Origin of the sequence: Marixanthomonas sp. SCSIO 43207 (genome assembly GCF_019904255.1) — a bacterium.
Taxonomy (GTDB): Bacteria; Bacteroidota; Bacteroidia; order Flavobacteriales; family Flavobacteriaceae; genus Marixanthomonas.
Window position 1 is genome coordinate 1,042,459 of sequence record NZ_CP063203.1, and the last position, 26,090, is coordinate 1,068,548.

Consider the following 26,090-nt stretch of genomic DNA (forward strand, 5'->3'; position numbering starts at 1 on the left):
TATTTTAAAAACTGCATCAATAATGTGTGCGTAGGTCTAGTAAAGGTTATTAAACTAAAACAGACTTATTATGGAAAAAAACAAAATTAAAGTTCACGATGTTAAGCCTATTCGTAGCAACCGAAGACGCTTTTTAAAACTGAGTGGTGCAGCAGCATTAGGTACAAGTCTTTTAATGATGGGCTGTAGTGATGATGATGATATGCCACCACCTCCCGATTCTGTTTTTGATTTAGGAACCGGTGATGTAGGAGTTTTAAATTATGCGTATGCACTTGAGCAATTGGAAGCAGATTTTTATGACAAAGTTGTAAATGATTCCAACTTTAACGCTACGTTTAATGAAAACGAACGTCAAATATTAATAGACCTATACAACCACGAAGTAATTCACAGAGATTTTTTTAATACCGCTATTAGTGCGGCTGTACAAAATCAAAACCAAGTGTTACCTACTTTAGAGTTTGACTACGGAAATTTAGATTTCGGAAATAGAGAACAAGTACTTACCACTTCTCGAGATCTTGAAGATACAGGTGTTGCAGCTTATAATGGAGCCGGAAAATTAATTTCAAATGCAGGTTATTTACTTGTGGCAGGAAAAATTGTTTCGGTTGAAGCAAGACACGCTGCTGCCATTAGAGATTTATTAAATCCAGGATCTACAGATTTTGCAGGTGATGATATCGTAAGTCCTGAAAATGGTTTAGGTAGAGCTTTAGACCCAGTTGACATTGTTGACATTGCGGGACAATTTATTACTACTCCGTTTACCTATATGGAACAAGGAATAGGATAAGGAATAGGATAAGCGATTAACAAACCATTTTAATTTAAAAAACAACATTATGAATATTTTAAAAATATTAGAAAACCTTTCAGATAAAGAGGTTCTTTCTCAAAAAGGATCAAGAAGGGATTCATTTCAACAATTTAAGAATGTAGGTAAAAATATGGCTTTGGCATCCATTCCATTTGGATTGGCTGCAACAAGCTCAAAAACCAAAGCAGCTACAATGTCAATGGCATCGGCTGCACTTCAAGCAAACCCTACAGATGTTTTAAATTTTGCACTTACACTTGAGTATCTTGAACGCAATTTTTATAGAATGGGACTTGATACTGCAGGTTTAATTCCTTCAGAAGATCAAGCGGTGTTTCAGCAAATTTCACAACACGAAGATGACCACGTTGACTTTCTTTTAGCAGCATTGGGTGACGATGCTATTGAAGAACCAACTTTTGATTTTACAGGAGGTCCTGGTGGCTTGAGTTTAGACACATTTGACAATTACCAAACGTTTATAGCCCTCTCACAAGGTTTTGAAGATACTGGTGTGAGAGCTTACAAAGGACAAGCAGGTGCTTTAATTGATGATGATACATTGTTGACGTATGCACTGCAGGTTCACTCTGTTGAGGCGCGACATGCTTCACAAATACGAAGAATGCGTGGTGAAAAAGGGTGGATTACACAATCTCAAAACACTTTACCTAACGATTTTAACGCTGTTTATGGAGGAGAAACTCCAGAAAGCAATACCGTACAAGGCGGAGTAGATTTAGCAGGTATGTTTGGTAGCAATGGTGGTGATAATGGTGTTACCGAAGCTTTTGACGAACCCCTAACAATGGCCGAAGTAGTTGCTATCGCAAGTATATTTATAGAAAGCTAGTTTAATAATTCCTTTCACTAATACTGAGCCCGGTTTTGTAACCGGGTTTTTTCTTTTTAAAAGAAAATAGATTGAGCCAACCTAAACGTATTTGCGTGTGCATCTATGATGACTTTAATATCAGGAGAATAACCTCCACCCATAGATACTTGAACAGGAATTTCATAATCAAGTATCGTTTCAAAAACAAATTGATCACGCTCTTTACAACCATCTATGGTGCACTTTAAACGACCAAGTTTATCTGTTTCCAAAATATCTACTCCACTAAGGTAAAAGATGAAGTCAGGTTGTACATCTTCTATTAAGGAAGGTAAAGTTTCTTTCAGTTTTGATAAATAAAATGAATCGCCAGAACCATCGGGAACAGCAATATCAAGATCACTGGTTTCTTTTTTAAAAGGGTAATTTCCGGCACCGTGCATAGAAAAGGTAAAGACAGAATCATCATTTTTAAAAATCTCTGCAGTACCGTTGCCTTGATGTACATCTAGATCAACAATTAAAATTTTTTTGGCCAATCCTTTGCTTTGCAAGTACCGAGTAGCGATAGCTTGGTCATTAAAAATACAGAAACCTTCACCGTGATCTGTGTAGGAATGATGCGTGCCACCGGCAATATTCATAGCAATGCCGTTATTTAACGCAAACTCACAACCTTTCATAGTGCCATCTGCAATTATCTGTCCTCTAGTTATAAGTTTTTCTGAAAGTGGAAACCCAATTTTTCTAGCTTCTTTTTTAGGTAAAGTTAGCTTTTTAAGGTTGTTAACATATTCTTCTGTATGAACTTGTAAAATGTATTTTTCTAGAGGCAAACTAGGTTCAAAAAAGTTTTCCTCACTACAAGTTCCTTCATAGACTAATTGTTGCTGAAGCAAATCATACTTCTCCATAGGGAAGCGATGACCTTCTGGTAATGGATATTTATATATGGGGTGATACGCTATCTTGAGCATGTTATTTTTTATGAAGCATTAATTGAATGCGTTTTCTATCTACATCTACTTCCAATACTTTTACAATTACTTGTTGGTGTAAATGCACATGCTCGTTTACATCAGACACAAACGAATTGGATAAGTTTGAAATGTGAATAAGGCCACTTTCTTTTATACCAATATCTACAAAGGCGCCAAAATTTGTAATATTATTAATAATGCCAGGCAGCAGTTGTCCCTCTTCAAGATCGGTAATGGTTTTAATATTTTGGTTAAAGGTGAATACTTTGGCTTGCTCCCTGATATCAAGACCCGGTTTTTCCAATTCTTCAATAATATCTTCAAGCGTTGGTAATCCTACACTTTCGGTTTGATATTTATTTAGTTCTATTTTTTGAAGCCTATTTTTATTTCCAATTAATTCAGAAATAGTAACTCCTTGATTTTTTGCCATTTCTGAAACAATATCATAACGCTCAGGATGCACAGCAGAATCATCTAGCGGATTTGAACCTTCCTTAATTCTAAGAAAACCGGCAGCTTGTTGAAAGGCTTTTCCGCCTAGACGGGATACATTTTTAATCTCGTCTCTAGAGGTAAATGCACCATTTATATCACGGTGGTTAATGATGTTTACGGCTAATTTATCACCAATGCCCGAGACGTAGCTCAGCAATGATGCGCTTGCCGTATTTATATTTACTCCAACAGCGTTCACACAATTTTCTACAACCCGATCAAGAGAATTTTTAAGCTTGGTTTGGTCTACATCATGTTGATACTGCCCAACACCTATAGATTTGGCATCTATTTTAACCAATTCTGCTAGCGGATCTTGTAACCGCCGACCAATAGATATTGCTCCGCGTACAGTAACATCATAATTAGGAAACTCTTCGCGCGCAATTTTTGAAGCCGAATAAATTGAAGCACCTGCTTCACTTACCACAAAGACCTGTATATTTTTATCAAACTGAATACGGCGTACCAATTGCTCAGTTTCTCTAGAAGCGGTGCCATTACCAATAGCAATCGCTTCAATTTTGTGAGCGTTGACTAGAGTACTTATCTTTTTTATAGCTCCTTTTGCATCGTTTTTTGGAGGGTGCGGATAGATAGTTTCGTTATGTTCTAGCGCGCCTTGCGCATCGAGACAAACAATTTTACAACCGGTTCTGAACCCTGGATCGATAGCTAAAACTTTTTTTTCGCCTAAGGGAGAGCCTAATAAAAGTTGCTTCAAGTTTTTTGCAAATACTTGTATGGCGGTTGTATCTGCTTTTTCTTTGGCTGCATTTAAAACCTCACTAGAAAGCGCCGGAAATAATAATCGTTTGTAGGCATCTGCAATAGCTATTGAAATTTGTTCAGCACAAGCACCATTTGATTTTATAACTCTGCTCTCAATTTTGTAAAGCGCTTTTTCATTATCAATTTCAATTTTTAAACGAATAAAACCTTCATCAACAGCGCGTAAAATAGCTAATAATCTATGTGAAGGACACCTATTTAAAGCTTCGCTCCAGGAAAAATAATCTCTATATTTCTGAGCTTTTTCTTCTTCTTTTTTAGTTTTTATAACTTTGGTAGTAACTACAGCATGCCGGTCAAATTGGTTTCTGAGCATATCTCTTATGTCGGTTCGCTCGTTAATCCATTCTGCAATAATGTGTCTTGCTCCTTCTAGCGCATCTTCAACCGAAATAGAGTCTGATGTGTACTGTTCAGCAATAGAAAACACGTTAGAAGCATTTTGCGCCATAATAATTTTGGCAAGCGGTTCTAAGCCATTGTTGCGAGCAGTATCGGCTTTTGTTTTCCGTTTCTTTTTATACGGTAGGTATAAATCTTCTAAGGTAGCACTATCAGTAGTTTCTTTTATTTTTTTCTGAAGTACATCGGTAAGAATTTCTTGTTCTTCTAATGCTTTTAAAATAGTGGTTTTTCGCTTTTCTAGCGTTTCAAACTCTTCTTTATATGAAACAATATGACCTACCTCAACCTCATCTAGATTGCCAGTTTGTTCCTTTCGGTAGCGTGCAATAAAGGGAATAGTACAATCTTCATTTAATAAAGCAATAGTGTTTTGTATTGCCTTTTCGGGAAGTTGGGTTTTAGATTTTATGTAGTGAAGTAGCTGAGCCATATTTTAAAAATTAAAAAACCTCAAACACTTAGCTTGTAAACTCATTAAATAAGAGTCTGCTAGAAAGGTGTTTGAGGAGTATAAATTTGAAAGGTTAACTTATTGATTCGCCATTTTGAACACCATCAATATCTGGATTGACAAATGCTAGTTTACCTTCAGCAGTTTCAGTCATTAAAATCATTCCTTGGCTTTCTACACCACGTAATTTTCTAGGCGCTAGATTGACCAAAACAGTCACCTTCTTACCTATAACCTCTTCTGCTTTGTAACTTTCGGCAATTCCTGAAACAATAGTGCGTACATCGATACCCGTATCAACTTTTAATACCAATAACTTTTTGGTTTTTGGCATTTTTTCGGCTTCAATAATTGTTCCTACACGCATATCGAGTTTTGTAAAATCATCAAATTGAATGGTCTCTTTTTCAGGCTCTACCGTTTTATTCATAGCTTCGTTTGCTTTTTTGCTAGCTTCTAGCTTATCTAATTGTTTTTGAATTTGATCCTCTTCTATTTTACTGAAAAGAAGTTCACTTTTACCTATTTGGTGACCCGGTTTTAAAAGTTCGGTTTTGGAGTGTACATCATCCCAAACTAATTGTGAATCCAGATTTGAAAATGAAAGGATTGATTTTAATTTTTCTGAAGTAAATGGTAAAAAAGGCTCACTTAAAACCGAAAGTGCCGAAGCAATTTGCAATGCAACATACATAATGGTTTTGGTTCTAGCCTCATCGGTTTTTATCTTTTTCCAAGGTTCTTCATCTGCCAAGTATTTATTACCCAATCGTGCAACATTCATCAATTCTTGTTGTGCTTCTCTGAAACGATACCGCTCTATTGAACTGGCAATTACAGCAGGATAGGCTTGTAATTCTTTTAATGTTTGTTTGTCAACTTCAGAAAAAGCGGAAGCTTCGGGTACCGTACCGTCATAATATTTGTTTGTTAAAACAACAACGCGGTTTATAAAATTTCCGAAGATTGCTACCAACTCATTATTGTTTCTGGCCTGAAAATCTGCCCACGTAAAATCGTTGTCTTTTGTTTCTGGAGCGTTTGCGGTTAATACATAACGCAAGACATCTTGCTGATTTGGAAACTCCTCTAAGTATTCGTGTAGCCAAACAGCCCAGTTTTTACTCGTCGAAATTTTATTACCCTCTAGGTTTAAAAACTCATTTGCCGGAACGTTGTCAGGCAAAACATAGCTTCCTTCAGCTTTGAGCATGCTCGGGAAAATAATACAGTGAAAAACAATGTTGTCTTTACCAATAAAATGAAGCAGTTTAGAATCTTCATCTTTCCAATATGGTTTCCAGTCTTTTCCTTCACGTTCAGCCCATTCTTTAGTAGCCGAAATATACCCTATTGGAGCATCAAACCAAACGTATAAAACTTTTCCCTCTGCACCTTCAACAGGAACCGGAATACCCCAATCAAGATCTCGAGTTACAGCACGAGCGCGAAGACCATCATCAATCCAAGATTTACATTGGCCGTAGACGTTGCTTTTCCAGTCTTTTTTATGTTCTTTTAAAATCCACTCTTTTAGAAAACCTTCATATTGATCTAGTGGCAAAAACCAGTGGCGTGTTTCTTTTAAAATAGGCTTATTACCCGTTAAAGCACTTTTAGGGTTTATTAAATCTGTTGCGTTGTGTGAGGTGCCACAGTTTTCACATTGATCGCCATAACTTTCTTCAAAACCACATTTTGGGCAAGTTCCTACTACAAACCGATCTGCTAAAAACTGATTGGCTTCTTCATCATAAAGCTGCTTGGTTACTTCTTCAATAAATTTTCCTTCTTCATACAATTTCTTAAAAAATGCTGAAGCTGTTTTATGGTGTACATCTGCTGAAGTGCGAGAGTAATTATCAAATGAAATCCCAAAATCTTCAAATGATTTTTTAATAATTGCATGATATTTATCCACAACCTCTTGTGGTGTAATACCTTCTTTTTTGGCTTTTATGGTGATAGGAACACCGTGTTCGTCGCTTCCGCAGACAAAGACAACGTCTTTATTTTGCAAGCGCTGGTAGCGTGCATAAATATCTGCCGGCACGTAAACACCTGCCAAATGCCCAATATGAACGGGACCATTGGTATAAGGTAAGGCGGCGGTTATGGTATATCTTTTTGGAGTTGTTTGCATATTAAAATCCTTCATTTTCTTTGTGGAGGTGCAAAATTACGGATAAATGTATTAATTTGGATAGTATACATTTTTTTGATTACTGTTACGTATGATAACACCCAACTATTTAAAACCCGGAGATACAATTGCTATTGTTTCAACAGCCAGAAAAGTTTCAAAAGAAGAGCTAAAGCATGGCTTACAATTACTAAAAAAATGGGGTCTAAAACCTCTTTTTGGGAAGACTATTGAAGCTCAACTACATCAATTTGCTGGTGATGATGCGTTGAGAACAGAAGACTTTCAAGATATGCTAAACAATCCAGATGTAAAAGCTATTTGGTGTGCTAGAGGTGGTTACGGAACTGTAAGAATGGTTGATGGGCTAGATTTTTCGGTGATAAAAAAGCATCCTAAATGGATTGTGGGTTACAGTGATATTACTGTTTTACACTCGCACATTCATAACCTTGGTATAGAAACGATTCATGCTGAAATGCCTTCATTAACGCATAAAAGATCTGAAGAAACAGCAAATTCTATAAAAAAAGTGCTTTTTGGAGAGGAATATAAAATTTCATTTCCTTCAAAAGAAAAAGAATTAACTTTAATAGGAAAAGCATCTGGACAATTGGTAGGCGGCAATCTGTCTGTTTTGTATTCTATACTAGGAAGCAATTCTTCAGTAAGACCTGATGGAAAAATTCTTTTTATAGAAGACCTTGATGAATATTTATATCACATTGACCGTATGATGCAAAGTTTAAAACGTAGTGGTTTTTTACAAAACTTATCTGGATTGATAGTAGGTGGAATGAATGATATGAATGATAATACGGTACCTTTTGGAAAAACTGCCGAAGAAATTATTTTTGAAGCTGTTTCAGAATACGAGTATCCGGTTTGTTTTAATGCTCCTGCCGGTCATATAACCGACAATCGCGCTTTAATTATGGGAAGAAATATAACTTTGGAAGTGACAGAAACTAAAACGAGTCTTGTTTTCTAAAGGCTATTTTTCAATCTTATATTTTTTTGAATTGGATTTGATCAATAAATACGGAATGCCAATTAACAACGCAGTATAGAAAGATAGGGTTTCAATTTCAGGATGTGAAAACCACTTGGCTGCAAAATAACCAATGATCATTATTATGGCCATGCCAAACATAGCATTTCTAAAAACGGATGCAATTCCATCAACATCAACGTTGGCTTTTCTTCTTTTGATAGCGTATTGTAACCAGCCATTAAAAAATATAGCTTACCGTATTTAATCAGTATACCGAAGATGATAAAAAGGATGGCTATTTCAAACATTTATTTAATTGGTAAATATGTGAAAGAGTGCATCCCCTATATTATACCAAATTGATTTTTTTGTTTTTTCAAAATTAGGATCTTCAATCCAATATTCACATACATTACAAATAACTTGATTTTTATAAGTTATTTTTCCACTTAACCCATCCATCGAAGCGATTTCATCTTCATATCCAACTTTGTTTACAGTATTTGTCCATTCAACTTTTTCGGTCCGAACTTTATCAGATAAACATCGAGGACATCGTCTTTTCCCTTTTTTAGGTTCTTTTTTTGGATTAGTGGCGATTAGTTTATCAACTTTCTCTTTCGTAAAATTTTTTTTTATAAGGTGTCTTTTAATTTCTAATTGAGTGTCTTGCATATAGGTGTGAAGTTTGAATTTTGCAAAATATGCTAATTCATAGTCATCCAATTCATTCAAAAATGCTATTACTCTACTCATTATCAACTAAAAATAAAAAAAAATTCCCTTTTCAAGTGAAAAAGGAATTTTTATAATTAAAGCGTTTCTTTTAACCATTTAAAAAATTCTTGTTGCCAGACTAATGCATTTTGTGGCGTAAGTATCCAATGGTTTTCGTCTGGGAAGTATAATAACTTACTTTTTATTCCTAAAAGCTGTGCAGCTTGATAAGCACTTAATCCTTGTTCTATAGGTACTCGGTAGTCTTTTCCGCCTTGAATTATTAAAATAGGTGTATTCCAGTTTTTAACTTTTGTGATGGGGTTAAATTCATTGTATGCTTTTTGAGTTGTTTTGTTATTTTCATCCCAATAAGGTCCGCCAAAATCGTGGTTTACAAAAAATAATTCTTCTGTAGTTCCATACATACTTCTTGTATCAAAAACGCCGTCGTGAGCAATGAAAGACTTGAAACGGTTATTATGTATACCCGCTAAGTAAAAAACAGAATATCCGCCATAACTTGCGCCAACAGCTCCTAAACGGTCGTTATCAACATATGGTTCTTTAGCAATCTCATCAATTGCTGATAGGTAATCATCCATTACTTGACCGCCCCAATCCTTGCTAATGGCTTCATTCCATTCCACGCCGTGACCCGGCATACCGCGACGGTTAGGTGCTACTACAATATAACCTTGAGATGCCATTAATTGAAAGTTCCAACGGTACGAATAAAACTGTGATAAAGGTGATTGCGGTCCACCTTGTGCATAGAGTAACGTTGGATATTTTTTTGAAGCATCAAAATTAGGTGGTAAAATAACCCAAACCAACATTTCTTTACCATCGGTGGTGGTTACCATTCGTTTTTCAACTTTTGGTAGGTCGATGCTGTTGTATAAATCTAAATTTATACTCGTTAACTGCTTAAAAGTGCTGTCTTTTAAATTGTAACTGAAAATTTCTGCGGCGTGATTCATATCGGTTCTAGTAACCAATAGTGTATTATTTTTATGAGCAATTATACTTGTAACATCAAATTGACCTTTTGACAGTTGTTTTACAACCGGAGCTACTCGTTTTTTACCTGGGTAGTTTACTTTAAAAAGCTGAATAGTTCCATCAACTGGAGCTGTGAAATAAACCTCATTGGCAGTATTGCTCCAAAGGAAACTTCGTACAGTTCCATCCCATTTTTCAGTTAAATTCTGCTTAACACCATCTTTTAAAACGATTATATCATTTTTATCACTTTCATAGCCATCCATTTTCATCTGTAACCAAGCCAAAGCTCCTTTTGAAGAAAACGCAGGATTAGTATCATAGCCTTTGTTTTCTTTGGTAATATTTTCAGTGGTTTTTGATGCTAAGTTATATTTATAAATATCGGTATTCGTGCTAGTAGCATACTCTTTACCTTTTAGTTTTTTGCTTACATAATAAATGTTTTTACTGTCTGGCGACCAAATATAATCTTCGTCGCCACCAAACGGACGTTGAGGTGTGTGGTAAGGCTGTTTTGGCATAATATCTGTGCCGGTAGCATTATCATTATTTGTTGGCTTGTAAAAAACATGATTGTAACTTCCGTTTTGCCAAGTATCCCAGTGACGAATGTCTAAGTCGCTAAAAATATATGCATTTGATTTGTTTAAATTTCCATAAACATCTTTTGCTTCAATATCTTCAATATGAACTTCCTTGTCAAATAGTAAAAAAGCACCATCTGGTGAAACATTTTTATCTTTAGCGTTGGTGTCTTCCTTATTTATTTCAACAATAGTACCTCCGCCAACAGGCATTCTATAATATTTACTATCAAAATCATTCTGTTCTATATTGGGAATATTTACCTTAAAAAAGATAGTTGATTCATCTTTATCAAGCCCTAAAACACTTAGGCGTTTTACCTGCCAGAGCAACTCTGGTGTCATTGTTTGTTGTGCTGTCATTAAACTACTACTCAATACTAAACTTAAAATTAATAATGCTTTTTTCATACCTGCTTTTTTTTATGATGAAATTGGTTTTTACTGAAATATGATTACAATCATCCATACCAACAAAGTTAATAATAACCAATGTTATTTACTTGGCGTTTCTGCTGAAAAGCTATTCAAATTTAATGAGTATCTTGTTGATGAAATTTTCAAAAGAGAAATGGCACATCATAATGAACTAGGTAAAATAGGAGAGCAACTAGCCACAGAGTTTCTTCAAAAAAAAGGGTATAGCATACTAGCAAGAAACTTTTTTTATAATAAAGCAGAAATAGACATTATTGCACAAAAAGAAGATGACACCATTGTCATGATTGAAGTTAAAACCAGAAATAGTTCTTTTTTTGGTGACCCGCAAAGTTTTGTTACTGCTAAAAAGATAAAACTGCTGGTAAAGGCTGCCAATGAATATATGATTGTGAACAACCTTGATAAAGAAGTACGGTTTGATATTATAGCAGTACTTAAAAACAAAACAACTCAAGAAATAGAACATTTTGAAAATGCTTTTTATCACTTCTGAAAAAAGGTAGCTTCTAATGGTATTTCTGTAATTTTGAAACAGGATAATCGACATATCAATATATATAGTTTCTATATATGAATACTACCAAAAAAGACATAATTCAGGCGATTGAGCAACAAAAGGAAAATCCTAATTTAAAATATCGTTTAAAAGAGCAAACCGAAACATTTACCAAACTGCTTTTTAATACACTTTTTGATTCAGAAACATCGGTTACTAAAAACCTAGATATTTTAGAAAATCTCTTTGAAGAACTAGTTGATATCGCTTGTTGGGAGCCTCAAAAGCCGTGTAAAAAACTCTGGAATTCTTATTTGAAGAAACTTCCTGAAATTTTAGAAAAGTTAAATAAAGATGCCAAAGCGTTTGTCGATAATGATCCTGCAGCCAACTCTATAGAAGAGGTTTATTTATCATATCCAGGGTTTTACGCAATAGTTATATATCGCTTGAGTCATGAGCTATATAAATTTGGAATGCCTTTGGTACCAAGACTTATGAGTGAATACGCACATCATGTCTCTGGAGCAGATATCAACCCCGGAGCAAATATTGGAGAATCCTTTTTTCTAGATCATGCAACAGGAACAGTAATTGGAGAAACAACTATTATTAAAAATAACGTAAAAATATATCAAGGTGTAACCTTGGGGGCGCTCTCTGTAGCAAGAGAATTAAGAAATATAAAAAGGCATCCAACCGTTGAAGAAAATGTTGTTATTTATGCCAATGCAACTATTTTGGGTGGAAAAACTACAATTGGTAAAAACAGCATTATAGGAGGAAATACCTGGATTACAGATTCTATTCCGGCAAATTCAATTGTATCAAACACCAATGAAGTTAAAATTAAAACAACAGAAAATGTTTAAAAACATTACCGATTTTATAGGAAATACGCCATTAATTGAAGCTCAATCTTTAATTAAAAACCCAAATATCACATTACTTTTAAAAATGGAAGGGCACAATCCCGGCGGAAGTGTAAAAGATAGAGCAGCGTTTAATATGATTAAGTCTGCGCTTGATAGAGGTGATATTGATAAAAATTCAAAGCTTATTGAAGCTACAAGTGGTAACACAGGTATTGCACTGGCCATGATTGCCGGAATCTTTAAGCTGAACATAGAGCTTGTAATGCCTGAAAACTCTACAAAAGAGCGAGTACAAACTATGAGAGCCTATGGAGCAAAAGTTACATTAACATCTTCAGATATAGGAATAGAAGGCGCAAGGGATTATGCAGAACAAAAAGTAGCTCAAGAAGGCTATTATTCATTTAATCAATTTGCAAATGACGATAACTGGAAGGCACACTATAAAACAACAGGTCCTGAAATTTGGAATGACACCCAAGGCAAGATAACACACTTTGTATCAGCGATGGGAACCACAGGAACTATTATGGGTACCTCTACTTACTTAAAAGAAAAAAATAATAGCATTCAAATTGTAGGAGCACAACCAACAGATGGTTCAAAAATTCCTGGGATTAGAAAATGGGAAAAAGCCTATTTGCCCAAAATATTCAATCCAAAAAAAGTAGATCAAGTAATTGATGTAAGCGAAAAAGAAGCTACCATCATGGCAAAACGATTGGCTGAAGAAGAAGGTGTTTTTTCAGGAATGAGCAGCGGCGGTAGTGTTACAGCAGCCTTAAAATTGGCCGAAACCCTAGATGGAGGTGTGATTGTAGCTATAATCTGTGATAGAGGCGATCGGTATTTATCATCCCCCTTGTTTGATGAGTAATATTAAATAATTGCCGACACATTTCTCACCTTTAAAAGATCCTTAATTTTATCTAAAAGGAGCTAACGCATCCAAGGCTCTATTTACTGAAGTAATTCTATCAAAAGTTAACAACAAACGCAAACCGTTACGGGTTTTCTTTTCTTTCATTGTTACTCGTTGTGGATGGTTTTGAACATATTGCAACACATTTGTAAACGCCGGACTTTGATAGTATGCACTTTGTTGATCACTCACAAAATAACCGACCAACTTATTTTTCTTCATTACAATGCGTTCTAGTCCCATTCTAATGGCAATCCACTTAATACGAACACTGTTTAATAAGTCTACAGCTTCTTCAGGAAGTTCGCCAAAGCGATCAATTAATTCTTTTTCAAATTGCTGAAGCTCTTCTTCAGATTGTAGTTCGTTTAACTTTGTGTATAGGTTTAATCGTTCTGTAATACTATTTACATAATCATCAGGAAATAGTAATTCAAAATCAGTATCAAGCACAGTTTCTTTTACAAAGTCTTTTTTCTCGTGTTCGGTGCCTTCATATAAATCTTTAAATTCTTTCTCTTTCAATTCATCAATAGCTTCGGAAAGAATTTTTTGATAGGTTTCAAAACCAATCTCGTTTATAAAACCGCTTTGTTCACCACCTAATAAATCACCGGCGCCACGGATTTCTAAATCTTTCATAGCAATGTTTAAACCGCTACCCAATTCTGAAAATTGTTCTAAAGCTGTAATTCGTTTTCTAGCGTCTTCTGTCATTACCGAATAGGGAGGTGTAATAAAATAACAAAAGGCTTTTTTATTGCTTCTACCTACGCGACCGCGCATTTGGTGTAGGTCTGACAATCCAAAATTATTCGCATTATTGATAAAAATAGTATTGGCGTTTGGTACATCCAGGCCGCTTTCAATAATGGTGGTTGAAACTAATACATCAAACTCATTGTTCATAAAACCTAGCATGAGTTTTTCTAGTTTTTTACCATCCATTTGTCCGTGACCAATGCCTATTTTTGCATCTGGAACTAAGCGTTGAATCATTCCGGCAACTTCTTTTATATTTTCAATACGATTATGAACAAAGTATACTTGACCACCACGTGATATTTCATACCGAACAGCATCACGAATACTTTCTTCACCAAAACGGATTACATGGGTTTCTACCGGATAGCGATTAGGCGGTGGTGTGGTGATAACTGATAAATCTCTTGCTGCCATTAAGCTAAACTGCAACGTACGAGGAATAGGTGTTGCAGTCAAGGTCAAGGTATCTACATTTTCTTTTATAGTTTTTAGTTTGTCTTTTACAGCAACACCAAACTTTTGTTCTTCATCTATAATTAATAAACCAAGGTCTTTAAACTCAACCGATTTATTAACCAATTGGTGCGTACCAATAACAATGTCTAGTGTTCCGTTTTTAAGATTTTCTAAAACCTTTTTACGCTCTTTTGCAGTTCTAAAACGGTTTAAATAATCTACGTTTACAGGCATTTCTGCCAATCGTTCTTGAAAGGTTTTATGATGTTGAAATGCCAAAATAGTGGTAGGAACCAATACCGCAACTTGTTTTCCGTTGTCTACGGCTTTAAAAGCAGCACGAATGGCAACTTCGGTTTTTCCAAACCCTACATCACCACAAATGAGGCGATCCATAGGCTGCTCACTTTCCATATCGCGTTTTACATCGTCGGTTGCGGTAGATTGATCTGGTGTGTCTTCATACATAAAAGAAGACTCTAGCTCTAACTGTAAATAGGAGTCTGGATCATATGCAAAACCTTTCTGTAGTCGGCGTTTTGCGTATAATTCAATTAAATTGAATGCAATTTCTTTAACCCGTTTCTTGGTTTTCTGTTTTAGTTTTTTCCAGGCGGCGCTTCCTAGTTTGTATATTTTGGGTTCTTTTCCGTCTTTTCCGTTGTATTTTGTGATTTTATGAAGCGAATGAATGCTGAGGTATAAAATATCACGTTCGCCATAAATAAGCTTAATGGCTTCTTGCTGCTTACCTTCAACATCGATTTTTTGGAGACCGCCAAATTTTCCAATTCCGTGGTCAATATGTGTTACATAATCACCTACTTCAAGATTGGTTAATTCTTTTAGGGTGATGGCTTGTTTTTTTGCATATCCGTTTTTAAGCTGAAATTTATGATAACGCTCAAAAATTTGATGATCTGTGTAACACACATTTTTTTGGTCATCATCAATAAAGCCTTGATATAAAGGAAATACAACGGTTTGATATTCACTTACGTGTTGCTCAGCATCTTCAAAAATATCATGAAAGCGTTTTGCTTGTTGCTCACTGCTGCAAAAAATATAATTTTTGTAACCGTTCTCTACATTTGCATTTAGGTTTTCAATCAATAGATTAAATTGCTTATTGAAAGAAGGTTGAGGTTTTGTATTAAACGAAATAGAATTTGCCTCAGATTTACTGCTTAAATGTACCGTTGAAAATTCAGAAAGTTGTTTATTTATAACTTCAGAAGTGCAAAAAAGTTCTGCTGGTTTACTTTGTTTTACTTCGCCAGAGGCTTCGTTAAATGCTTGAGTTGCTTTTTCAAAAAGTTTGTCAATACTGCTGCTAATTACTTCTTCATTTTTCAGAAAAACAATTGTTTTTGATGCAATATATTTTAAGAAACTCTCTCGGGTTTCTTCCATCATTTTGTTTTCAACGTTGGGAATGATAGAAATTTTCTTCAGTTGTGCGTCACTCAGTTGTGTTTCTACATCAAAGGTGCGAATACTGTCAACTTCATCACCAAAAAACTCAATTCTATATGGCTCATCATTACTAAAACTGAACACATCTAGAATACCACCACGTACAGAAAACTCTCCGGGCTCGGTTACAAAATCGGTGCGCTTAAACTTGTATTCAAACAAAACCTCATTTACAAAATCAATTGAAACTTCTTCACCTATTTTTAGTTTTAAGGTGTTTTTTTCCAGTTCTTTTCTGGTAACCACCTTTTCAAAAAGTGCTTCAGGATACGTTACAATTATTGCGGGTTTTCGGCGAGAGTTGATGCGGTTTAGCACTTCACTACGCAACAAAACGTTGGCATTATCGGTTTCTTCAATTTGATAGGGTCGCCGATAACTTCCAGGGTAGAAAAGGACGTTTTGATCTCCCAGTAAGTTTTCCAAATCGTTTAAGTGATAGGCTGCTTCTTCTTTGTCATTCAAAATGAGTAAAAAGGGTTTTTCTGAAGTATTAAAAACTTCAGCAATAACAATAGAAGTAGCAGAGCCAACCAATCCTGAAATAGAAGTCTTTTTTTCAGAATTTGATATAGCTTCCCCAAGTTTCCCAGCTTGAGGAGACTTTGAAAAAAGTGAATTTACAACCGTTTTGCTCATAAAGGCGCAAAGATACTATCTTACAACTTTATTATCAGCAAGGCTACAGAGTTTTATCATTTTCATAACACAATTAGGATTTTGCATTGAGTAATTTTAGTTAATATGAAAAAGATTAGTAATAATCAGTTAGCATTTTTTATTGCCCGAATAACCATCGGGATTAATTTATTGGTCCACGGATTAGTTAGGATACCTAAATTGGAAGCTTTTGCAAACGGAATAGTAAAAGGTTTTTCTGAAACCTACTTACCTGAAATGTTGATTACCCCATTTGCATTTAGTATACCTTTTATTGAATTTATTATAGGAAGTCTACTGTTAATAGGCTGGAAAACAAAACATGCAGCCGCTGCCGGAGGATTTTTAATTGCATTATTAATCTTAGGTTCTGCTTTTAAAGAAGATTGGGGAGCCGTAGGAACCCAAATGGTGTATGCAATCTTTTTCTTTTTATTATTAAAAAACTTAGACCATAATTATTGGTCTATCGATACAAACGCAAGAAAAAAAATTGATGGATTTAAAACTGAAAGATAAACGAGTACTTATAACAGGGTCAACCAAAGGAATTGGCTATGCAACTGCAAAATTATTTGCTGAAGAAGGCGCACACGTTATTTTAAACGGACGTAGTGAACAATCTATACAAACCGCAAAAAGCGCCATAGAAAAAAGCGTTAAAAATGCATCTGTAAGTGGTGTAATTTGTGATTTTTCAAAACCTGTTGAAGTAGGTAAACTTATTGAAGAAGTAAAAGAGGTTGATATCCTCATAAATAATGTAGGAATTTTTAATCCTAATGAGTTTTTAGATATACCAGACGAAGAGTGGCAACAGTTTTATGATATAAATGTAATGAGCGGTGTGCGTTTATCACGAGCTTTTTTACCCAAGATGATGGAAAATAATTGGGGACGTATCATCTTTATATCTAGCGAAAGTGCGATAAACATTCCTGTAGAGATGATTCATTATGGTATGACAAAAACAGCACAACTGGCTATTTCTAGGGGAATCGCAGAAACCACTAAAGGAACCAATGTTACGGTTAACAGTGTTTTACCAGGACCTACACTTTCAAATGGGGTAAAAGAAATGACCGGCATTAAAGATGGAAAAACTAAAAAGGAAGTAGAACAAGAGTTTTTTAATACCGAACGGCCAACCTCAATTATTCAACGATTTGCAGCTCCAGAAGAAGTAGCTTCTATGGTTGCTTATGTTGCAAGTCCGTTGGCTTCGGCAACAAATGGTGCAGCACTTCGAGTAGATGGCGGTGTAATCAAAACAATATAAAAGATGGCAATTGAAGAATTTGATGTTTTTGTAATAGGAAGCGGAACAGCCGGCAAAAGTGTAGCCTATGATTGCGTAGAAGCCGGAATGCGTGTTGCTATAGCAGATAATAGGGAGTTTGGAGGTACGTGTGCAAATCGAGGATGTGATCCCAAAAAAGTATTGGTTGGTGTAACCGAAGCAATGCAACTTTCAGCAAATTTAAAAGGAAAAGGGATTGTTTCTACACCAGAAATAAACTGGAGTGATATTCAAAAATTTAAATCAACATTTACAGATGCAGTACCTGCCGCAACTGAACGTGATTTAAAAGAAGCTGGTATAAAAATGTATCACCAGTCTCCTCGTTTTTTAGATGAAAATACACTTTCTGTTGAAGGAAAAACTGTAAAAACAAAGAAAATTGTCATTGCAACGGGACAAACAGCAATGCAACTTAAAATACCGGGTAGAGAATATTTAAAAATAAGTGATGATTTTCTTGATTTGCCAGAATTACCTGAAAGCATCGTTTTTGTAGGTGCCGGATACATTGGGATGGAGTTTGCCCATATAGCTGCTCGATGTGGTGCAAAAGTTACTGTGGTTGAGTTTGGCTCTAGACCCCTTGCACCATTTGATAAAGATGTGGTTAGTCATCTTACAGAGGCTTCAGAAAAATTGGGAATCAACTTTATTTTTAACGCAGAAGTCACAAAAGTAGAACAGCTTCAGAAAAATTATAGAGTGGTTTACAATCAAAATGGAACAGAAAATTCAATCAAAGCCAGAATGGTTTTTAATACAGCCGGGCGTGTTCCTTCCATAGCTGATTTAGATTTAGATCAAGGTAATGTAGCGTTTGAAAAAGATGGAATATCTGTCAATGAGTATCTTCAAAGTACTAGCAACCCTTCTGTATTTGCTTGTGGTGATGTTTCGGCAAGTGGTTCGCTGCCCTTAACGCCCACTTCTTCTCAAGAGGCGAGAATCGTTTCAGAAAACATTCGTAATAAATCAATGATTGAAATGAATTTTCCGCCGGTTCCATCGGTTGTTTTTACAATTCCCCAAATGGCAGCTATTGGTTTAACCGAAGAAGAAGCCCAGAAAAACGGATACGAGTATGTTGTAGAATATAAAAGTGTTCCTAAATGGTTTAACTCTAAGCGTATTAATGAAGAAGTGTATGCCTATAAAACTATTGTTGATAAAGAGACTCGACTCATTTTGGGAGCTCATATTATTTCGCATCAAGCCGGAGAAATGATTAACTTATTTGTATTGGCAATGTGCGGTAAACTGAAATGCGAAGATTTAAAAGCTATGATTTTTGCTTATCCCACTTGGGGTAACGATATTAAAGGAATGGTTTGATAAAGCTGTTATTCTTTTCTTATATACTCTTTACATTTTTCTATAGGACTGGTTTTTCGATTTTTAAAACCGTGAATACCGCTACTTATAAATAAAATTGTAGCTGTAATCAAACTTGTATATACAACAAGAAGATTATTTTCCCAATTGGCAACGGCAATAGCCACTAATGCCCAAACCCCTACTAAGGCAAACTCGCGCATATTACGTTTCCAAGTAACAGCAAGATTAATAATGCCGGCAATGATAATCATAAGTACTGTCCAAGAAGTTTCAGAAAAACCCCAACCATCCCAGCTAATACTACTTAAATAAGCAGCTACATTGGCAATACTTGCAACTGTAACCCAACCACTGTAAAAAACAAAGGGCCACCATAAAAAAGTAATTACCGAAATGGGCGCATCCCATAGCTCCATACTATTATTTACAACTATTTTAAGTAGAGAATATAAAAGAACAAACATGGCTATTATAGAAAAGCTTATATAACCATATAACCAAAAAGTAACCCATACCATATTGGCAACACACGAGAGGACAAACCACCAGCCGGTTTTTAGTATAAAAGCATCGTCTCGTACACTGGTAAACAAACTGCGACTTTGGTACACAACAAATCCTAAAAGCAATAAATAAATAAGACCCCAAATAGAAAATGCATACCCTGCCGGTGTAAATAAGGTGTTCATCGAGGCCGAAACTTCACCAATAGTTGTATTATTAATAGCTCCAGTATTTGATAGATAGTTTACAAAAACAGTTGCTATAAATGCGATGATGTTGGCAATTTGTAGTGTTTTTTTCATAGATGATTAAATATAATAAAAGTTATGATAAACAAATTACTTCTCCTTCTACAATTGCGTAAACCGTATCATTTTCTGAAGGATGTAAAATGTGCTTTCCGGTAAAGTTTCCGAAGGCAGGCAAAATTAACTGTTGCTTCGTTTTGTAAAAACAAGACAATTTTATAGACTGTCTTCCGCTTCCTTGCATTTTAATACCCGGATGAATATGTCCTGAAAAGTTAAAATATCCATCCCGCTCGGTTGGGTGATGGGTTAATAAAAATTTTTTAATCTGAAGTTCATTAACCACTTGAATCCCTAAATCTTCAAATTTGTGAGGAGAGATTATGTCGTGGTTTCCGCTAATTAAAATAATATCTGCTTTGGTTTTTTGGGTCCACGTTTCAAATAATTTCCATTCATTGTTTAAGGTGCTATGAAACAAATCACCCAAAAAGCAAATTGTACTAGGGTTGTGTCGTGCAATTGCTTCTTCTAATTTTTTATAATTTGTTGAAGAAGCTTTTGAAGGTACGGCGGCTCCATATTTTCTGAAATGAGCCACTTTACCAAAATGAACATCTGCAATTAATAGCATATCTTGATTGCGCCAAAAGATTGCTCCGGTTGGGTCTAGACCAAATATTTCATCACAAATAGTAATGTCTTGCATCATTTTTCTAATTTCAATTTCATTTTTTTAATTCGGTCTGCTAATTTTTCCGAAGATAACTTTTCTCTTAACCTATCTGTTATAATAGGAAAACTAAACGGAGTAGGTTTGGTACATTGTTTCCAGATGATTTCTTGACCGTTAATTCTTTCTAAAGCTAGCCTTAATCTACCTTCTTCTAGTTGATGCTCATAGGTTTCTCTAAAGGCTTGTTGAAATAATAAGTTATCAGCCTCATAGTCTCTAAATACATCAAACAATAATTGACTACTGCTTTGTAGGTGTTTTGTTTTAACCATTTTGTTTGGGTAGCCTTGAAAAACCAACCCGCTAATAACTGCAATATCTCTGAATTTTCTTCGTGCCAATTCGGTTGCATTGATACTTTTTTGCAAATCACTAAACAAATATTCTGTGCTAAAGGGATTATTATCAATAAGCTCTTGTACATTCACCGGTTGATCACTAAGCAATTCAAATCCATAATCATTATAAGCTAGTGAAAAGGTAATTGGGTTTAATAAGCTTAAGCGATAGGCAAGTAAACCACTCATTGCTTCGTGTACAAAACGACCTTCAAAAGGATAAAAAATGGTGTGATACCCTTCACGTGTTTTAAATGACTCAATTAAAAACTCGCTCTCTTTTGGAATGATACTTTCCTTTTCCTGACGTGCAAAAAGGTGTTTTAAGGCTTTTAATTCTGGAGTTTGATGTTTGTGCTCTGCTTCACTTTGTAGTTCTTCTCTTAAAATTTCGCTCATTTGAGAAGAAAGTGTCATACGACCACCCATAAAACTCACCACATTATTACTTTTCTTTTTGGAGCGTTTTACTTGTGCCACCATATTACGCAGTCGCACCAACTCTAACGTTCGTCCTGCAAAAACAAAGGTGTCACCGGGTTTCATTTTACCAACAAAAAACTCTTCAATAGTGCCTATAAAACCACCACTTACATATTTTACCAAAAGCATGCTATCACTTACAATGGTGCCAATAGATAAGCGGTGCATCATGGCAACTCTTCGGCTTTCTACTTTAAAAAGTCCATCAGGAGTTACTTCTACACGCTTGTACTCATCATAATTTTGAAGGCTTTGACTGCCAATGGTAATAAAGTTAAGGCACCAATTCCACTGCTCGTCTGTGATTCCTTGAAAACAGAATGTTGATTTAATTTCTTTTTTTATTTCAGAAGGAAAAAATCCGTCACTTACTGCTAGAGTTACCAAATATTGAATTAAAACATCAAAACTTAACAAGTAAGGGATTCTGTCTTCAATTACGCGCTCTTTTACAGCTCTTTTTAATGCTGAAGCTTCAATTAATTCTAATGCGTGTGTGGGTAAAAAATAGATGACAGAGGCTTCTCCGGGTCTGTGGTTGCTTCTTCCGGCACGTTGTAAAAATTTGGCAACACCTTTAGGACCACCAATTTGAATGATTGTTTCTACCGGAGCAAAATCTACACCCAAATCTAAGCTTGAAGTTGCTACTACAGCTTTTAGCGATTCATTTCTAATGGCTTGCTCTACCCAAAGTCTGGTGTCTTTTGAAATACTACCGTGATGCATGGCTAGTTCGCCGGCAAATTCGGGATGTTTTTCCAATAATTTCTGAAACCATATTTCACACTGCCCACGTGTGTTGGTAAAGATTATCGTAGTCTTACTTTTTTTAATAATTGGTACAATTTCTTCCAGAAGATGAAGTCCTAAATGCCCACGCCACGGAAAGGTTTCCATTTTTTTAGGAATAATGGATTTTATCTTTATTTTTTTCTTTCGTGTAGCTTTAATTAAAACAGATTGATTGAGTGTGGTTTCATCAGTGCCTAGTAAAACTTGTTGAGCCTGTTCTAGATTTCCTATTGTAGCCGAAACACCCCAAATTCTAAGTTTGGGACAAATTGTTTTTAAACGAGATAAACCCAGTTCCATCTGTACACCTCGTTTGCTGCCCAATAACTCGTGCCACTCATCAACGACTACAGCAGTAAGTGTTTTAAACATTTTTGCATATCGTTTACTAGCTAGTAATAACATCAAGCTTTCTGGAGTGGTAATGAGCAAATCTGGCATCGAGCGTTTTTGTTTGGCTCGCTCTTTTTGAGAAGTATCTCCCGTACGGATACCAACGGTTAAACCAGTTTCTAAATCATCTGCAAATCGTTGTGCAGCTTGTTGAATTTCTACTGAAAGTGCCCGCAAAGGTGTAATCCAAATGGCTTTTATTCCTTTTTCCTTTTTTGATTTATAATCGGGGTTGTTTTTAATATATTTTAAAACAATCGGTGCCCACAATGCATAGGTTTTTCCACTCCCGGTAGGAGCATTTAACAAGCCATTTTTGCCTTGTAGAAAAGCATTCCAAGTTTTTTTCTGAAAAGGGAATGGTTTCCAGTTTTTTTCCTGAAACCATGTTTCAGCAATTGCTATTAAATCTTTTTTTTTCACTTAGGGATTAAGGCTTTAAGATCGTCCAAGGTATTGGCTTCTTCAATGGGTTTGTCTTTTCGCCAACGGACAATTCGTGGAAAACGAGTGGCTACACCACTCTTGTGGCGTTTACTTTCTGCAATACCTTCAAAAGCTATTTCAAACACGTGATGTGGGGTTACGCTGCGTACCGGGCCAAAACGTTCTAACGTATTTCGTTTTATCCAAGCGTCTACTTTTTTAAATTCGGCATCGGTCAAACCTGAGTAGGCTTTTGCAAATGTGACCAATTCATCTCCATCCCACAATCCAAAAGTATAATCTGTGTAAAGATTTGCTCTTCTCCCGTGACCGCGCATAGCGTAGGTAAGTACACCGTCTATTGTAAATGGGTCTATTTTCCATTTCCACCAATCACCTTTTTTTCTTCCTACGAGATAAGGAGAGTTTTTTTTCTTAAGCATTAACCCTTCACTTCTTTTTTCTCTAGACAAGTTGCGTTCACGGGCAGCAGCTTCCCAAGATGAAAATTGCATGGTTTCACTTAAGTATAAACCAATTTTGTCACAATTGCAGTTGTTTATTAATGCGTCTAATAGTTTTCTGCGCTCTACAAATGGTTTTTTACGAATGTCTTTGCCTTTCCATTCTAGTAAATCATAGGCTGTTAAAATTACGGGTGTCTTTTTTAGGAGTGCTTTGGTAATGTTTTTACGCCCAATGCGGGTTTGAAGGTCCTTAAAGTTACCAATGGTGTTATTTCCGAAGGGAAGAATCTCTCCGTCTAATACGGTGCCATTAGGAATTTCTTTTAAAAAACGTTGAAATTCAGGATACTTGTCTGTCACTAATTCTTCGCCACGTGACCATACAAATACTTCGTTATTTCTGATGATTACTTGAGCTCGTATACCATCCCACTTGTGCTCAAAACTCCATTCTGAAATATCCTCCAATTCTTCTTGAAAATTATCTTCAACAGCATATGCAAGGTAAAATGGATAGGGCTTGCTGAGGTAATCTTCTTCGTTTTCTTCTAAAATCAATTTCTGAAAAGTAGTGGTATCGGGTGTCCAATTCCCCATCAGTTTATAGGCAAGAATGTCTTGTTCAATATTGGTTGCTTTGGATAAAGCACGAGTCATTAATTTTTGACTTACACCAATACGAAAACTTCCGGTAATAATTTTATTGAACACAAAACGCTCATAATAATTTAAACGCATCCAGTTGGTGTGCAAATAGTCCTTTTTTTCAGCTTCAGGAAGTGTACGCAAAGTTTGTATTTCTGAAATATAGGTTGCCAATGATTTTGAGCTGGAAGCTTCATTTTTAGGTAGTATTAATGCAATTGTTTCGGCTAGATCACCTACAATGTGATAACTTTCTTCAAATAACCAAAGCGGAATGTTACTAAGTTCGGTAGCCCATTCTCTTAACAAGGTGGTGTTTACGGGTCTTTTGGGGCGTCTATGCGATAGTATAGCGATGGTCCACAGCTTATCCTTATCTGGTGCTGTTTGAAAATACGCTGTTAATGCAGCAACTTTCACATTGGTTTTATTTGTGCTATCAATGGTTTTTATGAGTTGAGCAAACTTTTTCATGAGGTTGCCTCCTTGTCTTTTACAGATTCGGTTTCAGAAGATTCTTCTTCATATTGTGTTTTTTCAGTTCGTGCATCATAACCCAACTCTTCTCTTAAATATTTTGAAAAAATATCTGTATACCCGTGCGTGGCAATGACTTTTTCACAACCGGTTGCTTTTATCGTGTTTAATAAACCATTCCAATCTGCGTGATCACTTAATACAAATCCCTTATCAATGGCTCTTCGTCTACGAGCCCCTCTAAAAGTCATCCATCCACTGGCCGAAGCAGTTACAAAAGGAACCATTTTTCGTATCCACGTTCCGCCATGAGCACTTGGAGGCGCTAATACTATATTGCCTTTTATATCTTCTTTTTTAGTATCGCGAGTTACTCTTGTGGTAGGAGGGAATGAGTACTTGTCTCGTAGCACTTCGGTCATGTTTTCAATGGCACCGTGTGTGTAAATAGTACCAATTGATGTGTCTAAATGTTTTAAAAGCCGTTGTGCTTTACCAAGACTGTAACCAAATAAAACAGAGGTTTTTCCTTCTTGTTTATTGGTGTTCCACCAAGTGTTTATTTCTGAAAAAGTTTCAGTTTGTGGCGCCCATTTAAAAGCAGGAAGACCAAAAGTGCATTCGGTAATAAATGTATGGCATTTTATAGGCTCAAAGGGTTCTGCTACGCCATCGTTTTCAGTTTTAAAATCACCTGTAAACACCCATACTTCACCTTTATATTCAACTCGCACTTGTGATGATGCTACAATATGCCCTGCCGGATGTAATGAAAAGGTAACTCCATTTATAGTAAAGGTTTCATTCCATTCTTTACCGGTTACTTTAATATCTCCTAGCCTATGTTTAATGATAGAAACATTATTGGTGTGCGTGATATATTGTTTGTGTCCCCAACGACTGTGGTCTGCGTGCCCGTGAGTAACGATGCATTTATCTACTGGTCGCCAAGCGTCAATATATACATTGGCTTGTTGACAATAAATACCTTTATCATTAAAAACAAGTAAGGGTTGTTTCATACGTTTTTTTTCATAGCACCTTAAAAATAATGGTTTACCTACTTTTTTTTTCAGAATTAAGAAAAGTTTAAACAAAATATGAATACAGTGCTTCACTAGACTTGTAAATATTTTATATTTGTAGTTTAATATTATACTATGTCATTTACAGATCTTTTTGAAAGTGGGCACCACTCTAGAAACCTAAGTCATTTTGCTTCAATAGCAAACATTGCAGCAATTGATGGTGAATTGAATGAAGAAGAAGAAAAACTATTGAAACGTTTTGCTCGAAAATTGGATATTGATGAAGATGAATATCAAATGGTTGTTAAAGACCCATCAAAATATCCTATCAACCCTCCTAATTCTGCAGATAAGCGCTTAGAGCGTATGCATGATTTATTTGAAATGATTTTTGCAGATCATGAAATAGATGATCATGAACGCTTTTTAATTGAGCGTTATGCTATTGGTTTGGGATATTCTGCCGAGTTGGCTCAAAAACTAATAAAACGCTCTATTGAAATTTATGACGGTGGTTTAAATCTTGAAGATTACAGATATCTTTTAAATAAAGAAGATTAAGTATAAAAAGAGTTATACATAAAAAAAATC

At 35.6% G+C, this 26,090-nt stretch carries 23 protein-coding genes; 10 read left to right on the forward strand and 13 right to left on the reverse strand.

What is annotated here, in order from left to right; translation table 11 throughout:
- The first annotated feature begins 70 nt into the window (after positions 1-70).
- Positions 71-799, forward strand: coding sequence for a ferritin-like domain-containing protein (locus INR76_RS04810; protein ID WP_223109526.1), 729 nt, complete (start codon positions 71-73; stop codon positions 797-799).
- 49 nt (positions 800-848) lie between these two features.
- Positions 849-1,676 (forward strand): ferritin-like domain-containing protein, encoded by an 828-nt coding sequence (locus tag INR76_RS04815; RefSeq protein ID WP_223109527.1) that lies wholly within the window; start codon positions 849-851, stop codon positions 1,674-1,676.
- Positions 1,677-1,732: 56 nt separating this feature from the next.
- Here INR76_RS04815 and INR76_RS04820 read toward each other — a convergent pair whose 3' ends face one another.
- From INR76_RS04820 to metG, 3 genes are all read right to left on the reverse strand, one after another.
- Positions 1,733-2,635 carry a histone deacetylase gene (locus tag INR76_RS04820; RefSeq protein ID WP_223109528.1) on the reverse strand — a complete coding sequence of 301 codons (903 nt, stop codon included), beginning with the start codon at positions 2,633-2,635 and terminating at the stop codon, positions 1,733-1,735.
- Between the two features lies 1 nt (position 2,636).
- Entirely contained in the window at positions 2,637-4,763 is a 2,127-nt protein-coding gene (locus INR76_RS04825) for a Tex family protein (protein WP_223109529.1), read from the reverse strand.
- A gap of 94 nt (positions 4,764-4,857) precedes the next feature.
- Entirely contained in the window at positions 4,858-6,942 is a 2,085-nt protein-coding gene (metG, locus tag INR76_RS04830) for a methionine--tRNA ligase (protein ID WP_370632427.1), read from the reverse strand.
- Positions 6,943-7,018: 76 nt separating this feature from the next.
- Between metG and INR76_RS04835 the strand changes: the two genes are divergently transcribed.
- On the forward strand, positions 7,019-7,918 hold the full coding sequence (locus tag INR76_RS04835) for an LD-carboxypeptidase (protein ID WP_223109530.1): 900 nt from the start codon (positions 7,019-7,021) through the stop codon (positions 7,916-7,918).
- Positions 7,919-7,921: 3 nt separating this feature from the next.
- Here INR76_RS04835 and INR76_RS13930 read toward each other — a convergent pair whose 3' ends face one another.
- Genes INR76_RS13930 through INR76_RS04850 form a run of 4 tightly spaced genes read right to left on the reverse strand, consistent with a single transcriptional unit; the run spans position 7,922 to position 10,641 of the window.
- Positions 7,922-8,071 (reverse strand): hypothetical protein, encoded by a 150-nt coding sequence (locus INR76_RS13930; protein ID WP_255592855.1) that lies wholly within the window; start codon positions 8,069-8,071, stop codon positions 7,922-7,924.
- Positions 8,062-8,229: a DUF3784 domain-containing protein gene (locus INR76_RS14020; RefSeq protein ID WP_370632428.1), complete on the reverse strand. Its 168-nt coding sequence runs from the start codon at positions 8,227-8,229 to the stop codon at positions 8,062-8,064. Before INR76_RS14020 ends, INR76_RS13930 begins: the two co-directional genes overlap by 10 nt.
- A gap of 4 nt (positions 8,230-8,233) precedes the next feature.
- The gene (locus INR76_RS04845; RefSeq protein WP_223109531.1) at positions 8,234-8,677 is read right to left on the reverse strand and encodes a hypothetical protein; all 444 of its coding nucleotides are present in this window, start codon (positions 8,675-8,677) and stop codon (positions 8,234-8,236) included.
- A gap of 56 nt (positions 8,678-8,733) precedes the next feature.
- Positions 8,734-10,641, reverse strand: coding sequence for a S9 family peptidase (locus INR76_RS04850; protein WP_223109532.1), 1,908 nt, complete (start codon positions 10,639-10,641; stop codon positions 8,734-8,736).
- A 160-nt stretch (positions 10,642-10,801) separates the two neighbouring features.
- On the opposite strand from INR76_RS04850, the gene INR76_RS04855 reads away from it, so the two are divergent.
- The 3 genes from INR76_RS04855 to cysM all read left to right on the forward strand — a co-directional run bounded on the left by INR76_RS04855 (position 10,802) and on the right by cysM (position 12,919).
- Complete coding sequence (locus INR76_RS04855; RefSeq protein WP_223109966.1) at positions 10,802-11,164, forward strand: YraN family protein; 363 nt, start codon at positions 10,802-10,804, stop codon at positions 11,162-11,164.
- Between the two features lie 77 nt (positions 11,165-11,241).
- Positions 11,242-12,039 carry a serine O-acetyltransferase EpsC gene (gene epsC / locus INR76_RS04860; protein WP_223109533.1) on the forward strand — a complete coding sequence of 266 codons (798 nt, stop codon included), beginning with the start codon at positions 11,242-11,244 and terminating at the stop codon, positions 12,037-12,039.
- The gene (gene cysM / locus INR76_RS04865) at positions 12,032-12,919 is read left to right on the forward strand and encodes a cysteine synthase CysM (protein WP_223109534.1); all 888 of its coding nucleotides are present in this window, start codon (positions 12,032-12,034) and stop codon (positions 12,917-12,919) included. The genes epsC and cysM overlap by 8 nt, the downstream gene beginning before the upstream one ends.
- Before the next feature lie 48 nt (positions 12,920-12,967).
- Here the strand turns inward: cysM and mfd are convergent, their stop codons facing one another.
- A complete protein-coding gene (gene mfd, locus INR76_RS04870) occupies positions 12,968-16,300 on the reverse strand; it encodes a transcription-repair coupling factor (RefSeq protein ID WP_223109535.1) in 3,333 nt (1,110 codons plus the stop codon).
- A 105-nt stretch (positions 16,301-16,405) separates the two neighbouring features.
- Between mfd and INR76_RS04875 the strand changes: the two genes are divergently transcribed.
- From INR76_RS04875 to INR76_RS04885, 3 genes are read left to right on the forward strand one after another with little or no spacing between them, the layout of a single operon-like run.
- Complete coding sequence (locus INR76_RS04875; protein WP_255592856.1) at positions 16,406-16,840, forward strand: DoxX family protein; 435 nt, start codon at positions 16,406-16,408, stop codon at positions 16,838-16,840.
- Positions 16,818-17,600, forward strand: coding sequence for an SDR family NAD(P)-dependent oxidoreductase (locus INR76_RS04880; protein ID WP_223109536.1), 783 nt, complete (start codon positions 16,818-16,820; stop codon positions 17,598-17,600). The genes INR76_RS04875 and INR76_RS04880 overlap by 23 nt, the downstream gene beginning before the upstream one ends.
- A 3-nt stretch (positions 17,601-17,603) precedes the next feature.
- A complete protein-coding gene (locus INR76_RS04885) occupies positions 17,604-18,956 on the forward strand; it encodes an NAD(P)/FAD-dependent oxidoreductase (protein ID WP_223109537.1) in 1,353 nt (450 codons plus the stop codon).
- A gap of 8 nt (positions 18,957-18,964) precedes the next feature.
- On the opposite strand, the gene INR76_RS04890 is transcribed toward INR76_RS04885, so the two are convergent.
- The 5 genes from INR76_RS04890 to INR76_RS04910 are packed head-to-tail and all read right to left on the reverse strand — an operon-like array spanning position 18,965 to position 25,493.
- Entirely contained in the window at positions 18,965-19,765 is an 801-nt protein-coding gene (locus tag INR76_RS04890; protein ID WP_223109538.1) for a tryptophan-rich sensory protein, read from the reverse strand.
- Between the two features lie 22 nt (positions 19,766-19,787).
- Complete coding sequence (gene pdeM, locus INR76_RS04895; protein ID WP_223109539.1) at positions 19,788-20,423, reverse strand: ligase-associated DNA damage response endonuclease PdeM; 636 nt, start codon at positions 20,421-20,423, stop codon at positions 19,788-19,790.
- Complete coding sequence (locus INR76_RS04900; protein WP_223109540.1) at positions 20,420-22,879, reverse strand: ligase-associated DNA damage response DEXH box helicase; 2,460 nt, start codon at positions 22,877-22,879, stop codon at positions 20,420-20,422. The genes pdeM and INR76_RS04900 overlap by 4 nt, the downstream gene beginning before the upstream one ends.
- A complete protein-coding gene (locus tag INR76_RS04905; RefSeq protein ID WP_223109541.1) occupies positions 22,876-24,468 on the reverse strand; it encodes an ATP-dependent DNA ligase in 1,593 nt (530 codons plus the stop codon). The genes INR76_RS04900 and INR76_RS04905 overlap by 4 nt, the downstream gene beginning before the upstream one ends.
- Positions 24,465-25,493: a ligase-associated DNA damage response exonuclease gene (locus INR76_RS04910; protein WP_223109542.1), complete on the reverse strand. Its 1,029-nt coding sequence runs from the start codon at positions 25,491-25,493 to the stop codon at positions 24,465-24,467. Before INR76_RS04910 ends, INR76_RS04905 begins: the two co-directional genes overlap by 4 nt.
- 138 nt (positions 25,494-25,631) lie before the next feature.
- Here INR76_RS04910 and INR76_RS04915 point away from each other — a divergent pair, with 138 nt between their 5' ends.
- Positions 25,632-26,060: a TerB family tellurite resistance protein gene (locus INR76_RS04915; RefSeq protein WP_223109543.1), complete on the forward strand. Its 429-nt coding sequence runs from the start codon at positions 25,632-25,634 to the stop codon at positions 26,058-26,060.
- Positions 26,061-26,090 lie beyond the last annotated feature (30 nt).

What these genes read in the sequence shown, in the direction of transcription:
- INR76_RS04810 (WP_223109526.1), top strand. Translation starts at nt 71, where the DNA reads ATGGAAAAAAACAAAATTAAAGTTCACGATGTTAAGCCTATTCGTAGC.
- INR76_RS04815 (WP_223109527.1), top strand. Translation starts at nt 849, where the DNA reads ATGAATATTTTAAAAATATTAGAAAACCTTTCAGATAAAGAGGTTCTT.
- INR76_RS04820 (WP_223109528.1), bottom strand. Translation starts at nt 2,635, where the DNA reads ATGCTCAAGATAGCGTATCACCCCATATATAAATATCCATTACCAGAA.
- INR76_RS04825 (WP_223109529.1), bottom strand. Translation starts at nt 4,763, where the DNA reads ATGGCTCAGCTACTTCACTACATAAAATCTAAAACCCAACTTCCCGAA.
- metG (WP_370632427.1), bottom strand. Translation starts at nt 6,942, where the DNA reads ATGAAGGATTTTAATATGCAAACAACTCCAAAAAGATATACCATAACC.
- INR76_RS04835 (WP_223109530.1), top strand. Translation starts at nt 7,019, where the DNA reads ATGATAACACCCAACTATTTAAAACCCGGAGATACAATTGCTATTGTT.
- INR76_RS13930 (WP_255592855.1), bottom strand. Translation starts at nt 8,071, where the DNA reads ATGGCCATAATAATGATCATTGGTTATTTTGCAGCCAAGTGGTTTTCA.
- INR76_RS14020 (WP_370632428.1), bottom strand. Translation starts at nt 8,229, where the DNA reads ATGTTTGAAATAGCCATCCTTTTTATCATCTTCGGTATACTGATTAAA.
- INR76_RS04845 (WP_223109531.1), bottom strand. Translation starts at nt 8,677, where the DNA reads ATGAGTAGAGTAATAGCATTTTTGAATGAATTGGATGACTATGAATTA.
- INR76_RS04850 (WP_223109532.1), bottom strand. Translation starts at nt 10,641, where the DNA reads ATGAAAAAAGCATTATTAATTTTAAGTTTAGTATTGAGTAGTAGTTTA.
- INR76_RS04855 (WP_223109966.1), top strand. Translation starts at nt 10,802, where the DNA reads ATGGCACATCATAATGAACTAGGTAAAATAGGAGAGCAACTAGCCACA.
- epsC (WP_223109533.1), top strand. Translation starts at nt 11,242, where the DNA reads ATGAATACTACCAAAAAAGACATAATTCAGGCGATTGAGCAACAAAAG.
- cysM (WP_223109534.1), top strand. Translation starts at nt 12,032, where the DNA reads ATGTTTAAAAACATTACCGATTTTATAGGAAATACGCCATTAATTGAA.
- mfd (WP_223109535.1), bottom strand. Translation starts at nt 16,300, where the DNA reads ATGAGCAAAACGGTTGTAAATTCACTTTTTTCAAAGTCTCCTCAAGCT.
- INR76_RS04875 (WP_255592856.1), top strand. Translation starts at nt 16,406, where the DNA reads ATGAAAAAGATTAGTAATAATCAGTTAGCATTTTTTATTGCCCGAATA.
- INR76_RS04880 (WP_223109536.1), top strand. Translation starts at nt 16,818, where the DNA reads ATGGATTTAAAACTGAAAGATAAACGAGTACTTATAACAGGGTCAACC.
- INR76_RS04885 (WP_223109537.1), top strand. Translation starts at nt 17,604, where the DNA reads ATGGCAATTGAAGAATTTGATGTTTTTGTAATAGGAAGCGGAACAGCC.
- INR76_RS04890 (WP_223109538.1), bottom strand. Translation starts at nt 19,765, where the DNA reads ATGAAAAAAACACTACAAATTGCCAACATCATCGCATTTATAGCAACT.
- pdeM (WP_223109539.1), bottom strand. Translation starts at nt 20,423, where the DNA reads ATGATGCAAGACATTACTATTTGTGATGAAATATTTGGTCTAGACCCA.
- INR76_RS04905 (WP_223109541.1), bottom strand. Translation starts at nt 24,468, where the DNA reads ATGAAAAAGTTTGCTCAACTCATAAAAACCATTGATAGCACAAATAAA.
- INR76_RS04910 (WP_223109542.1), bottom strand. Translation starts at nt 25,493, where the DNA reads ATGAAACAACCCTTACTTGTTTTTAATGATAAAGGTATTTATTGTCAA.
- INR76_RS04915 (WP_223109543.1), top strand. Translation starts at nt 25,632, where the DNA reads ATGTCATTTACAGATCTTTTTGAAAGTGGGCACCACTCTAGAAACCTA.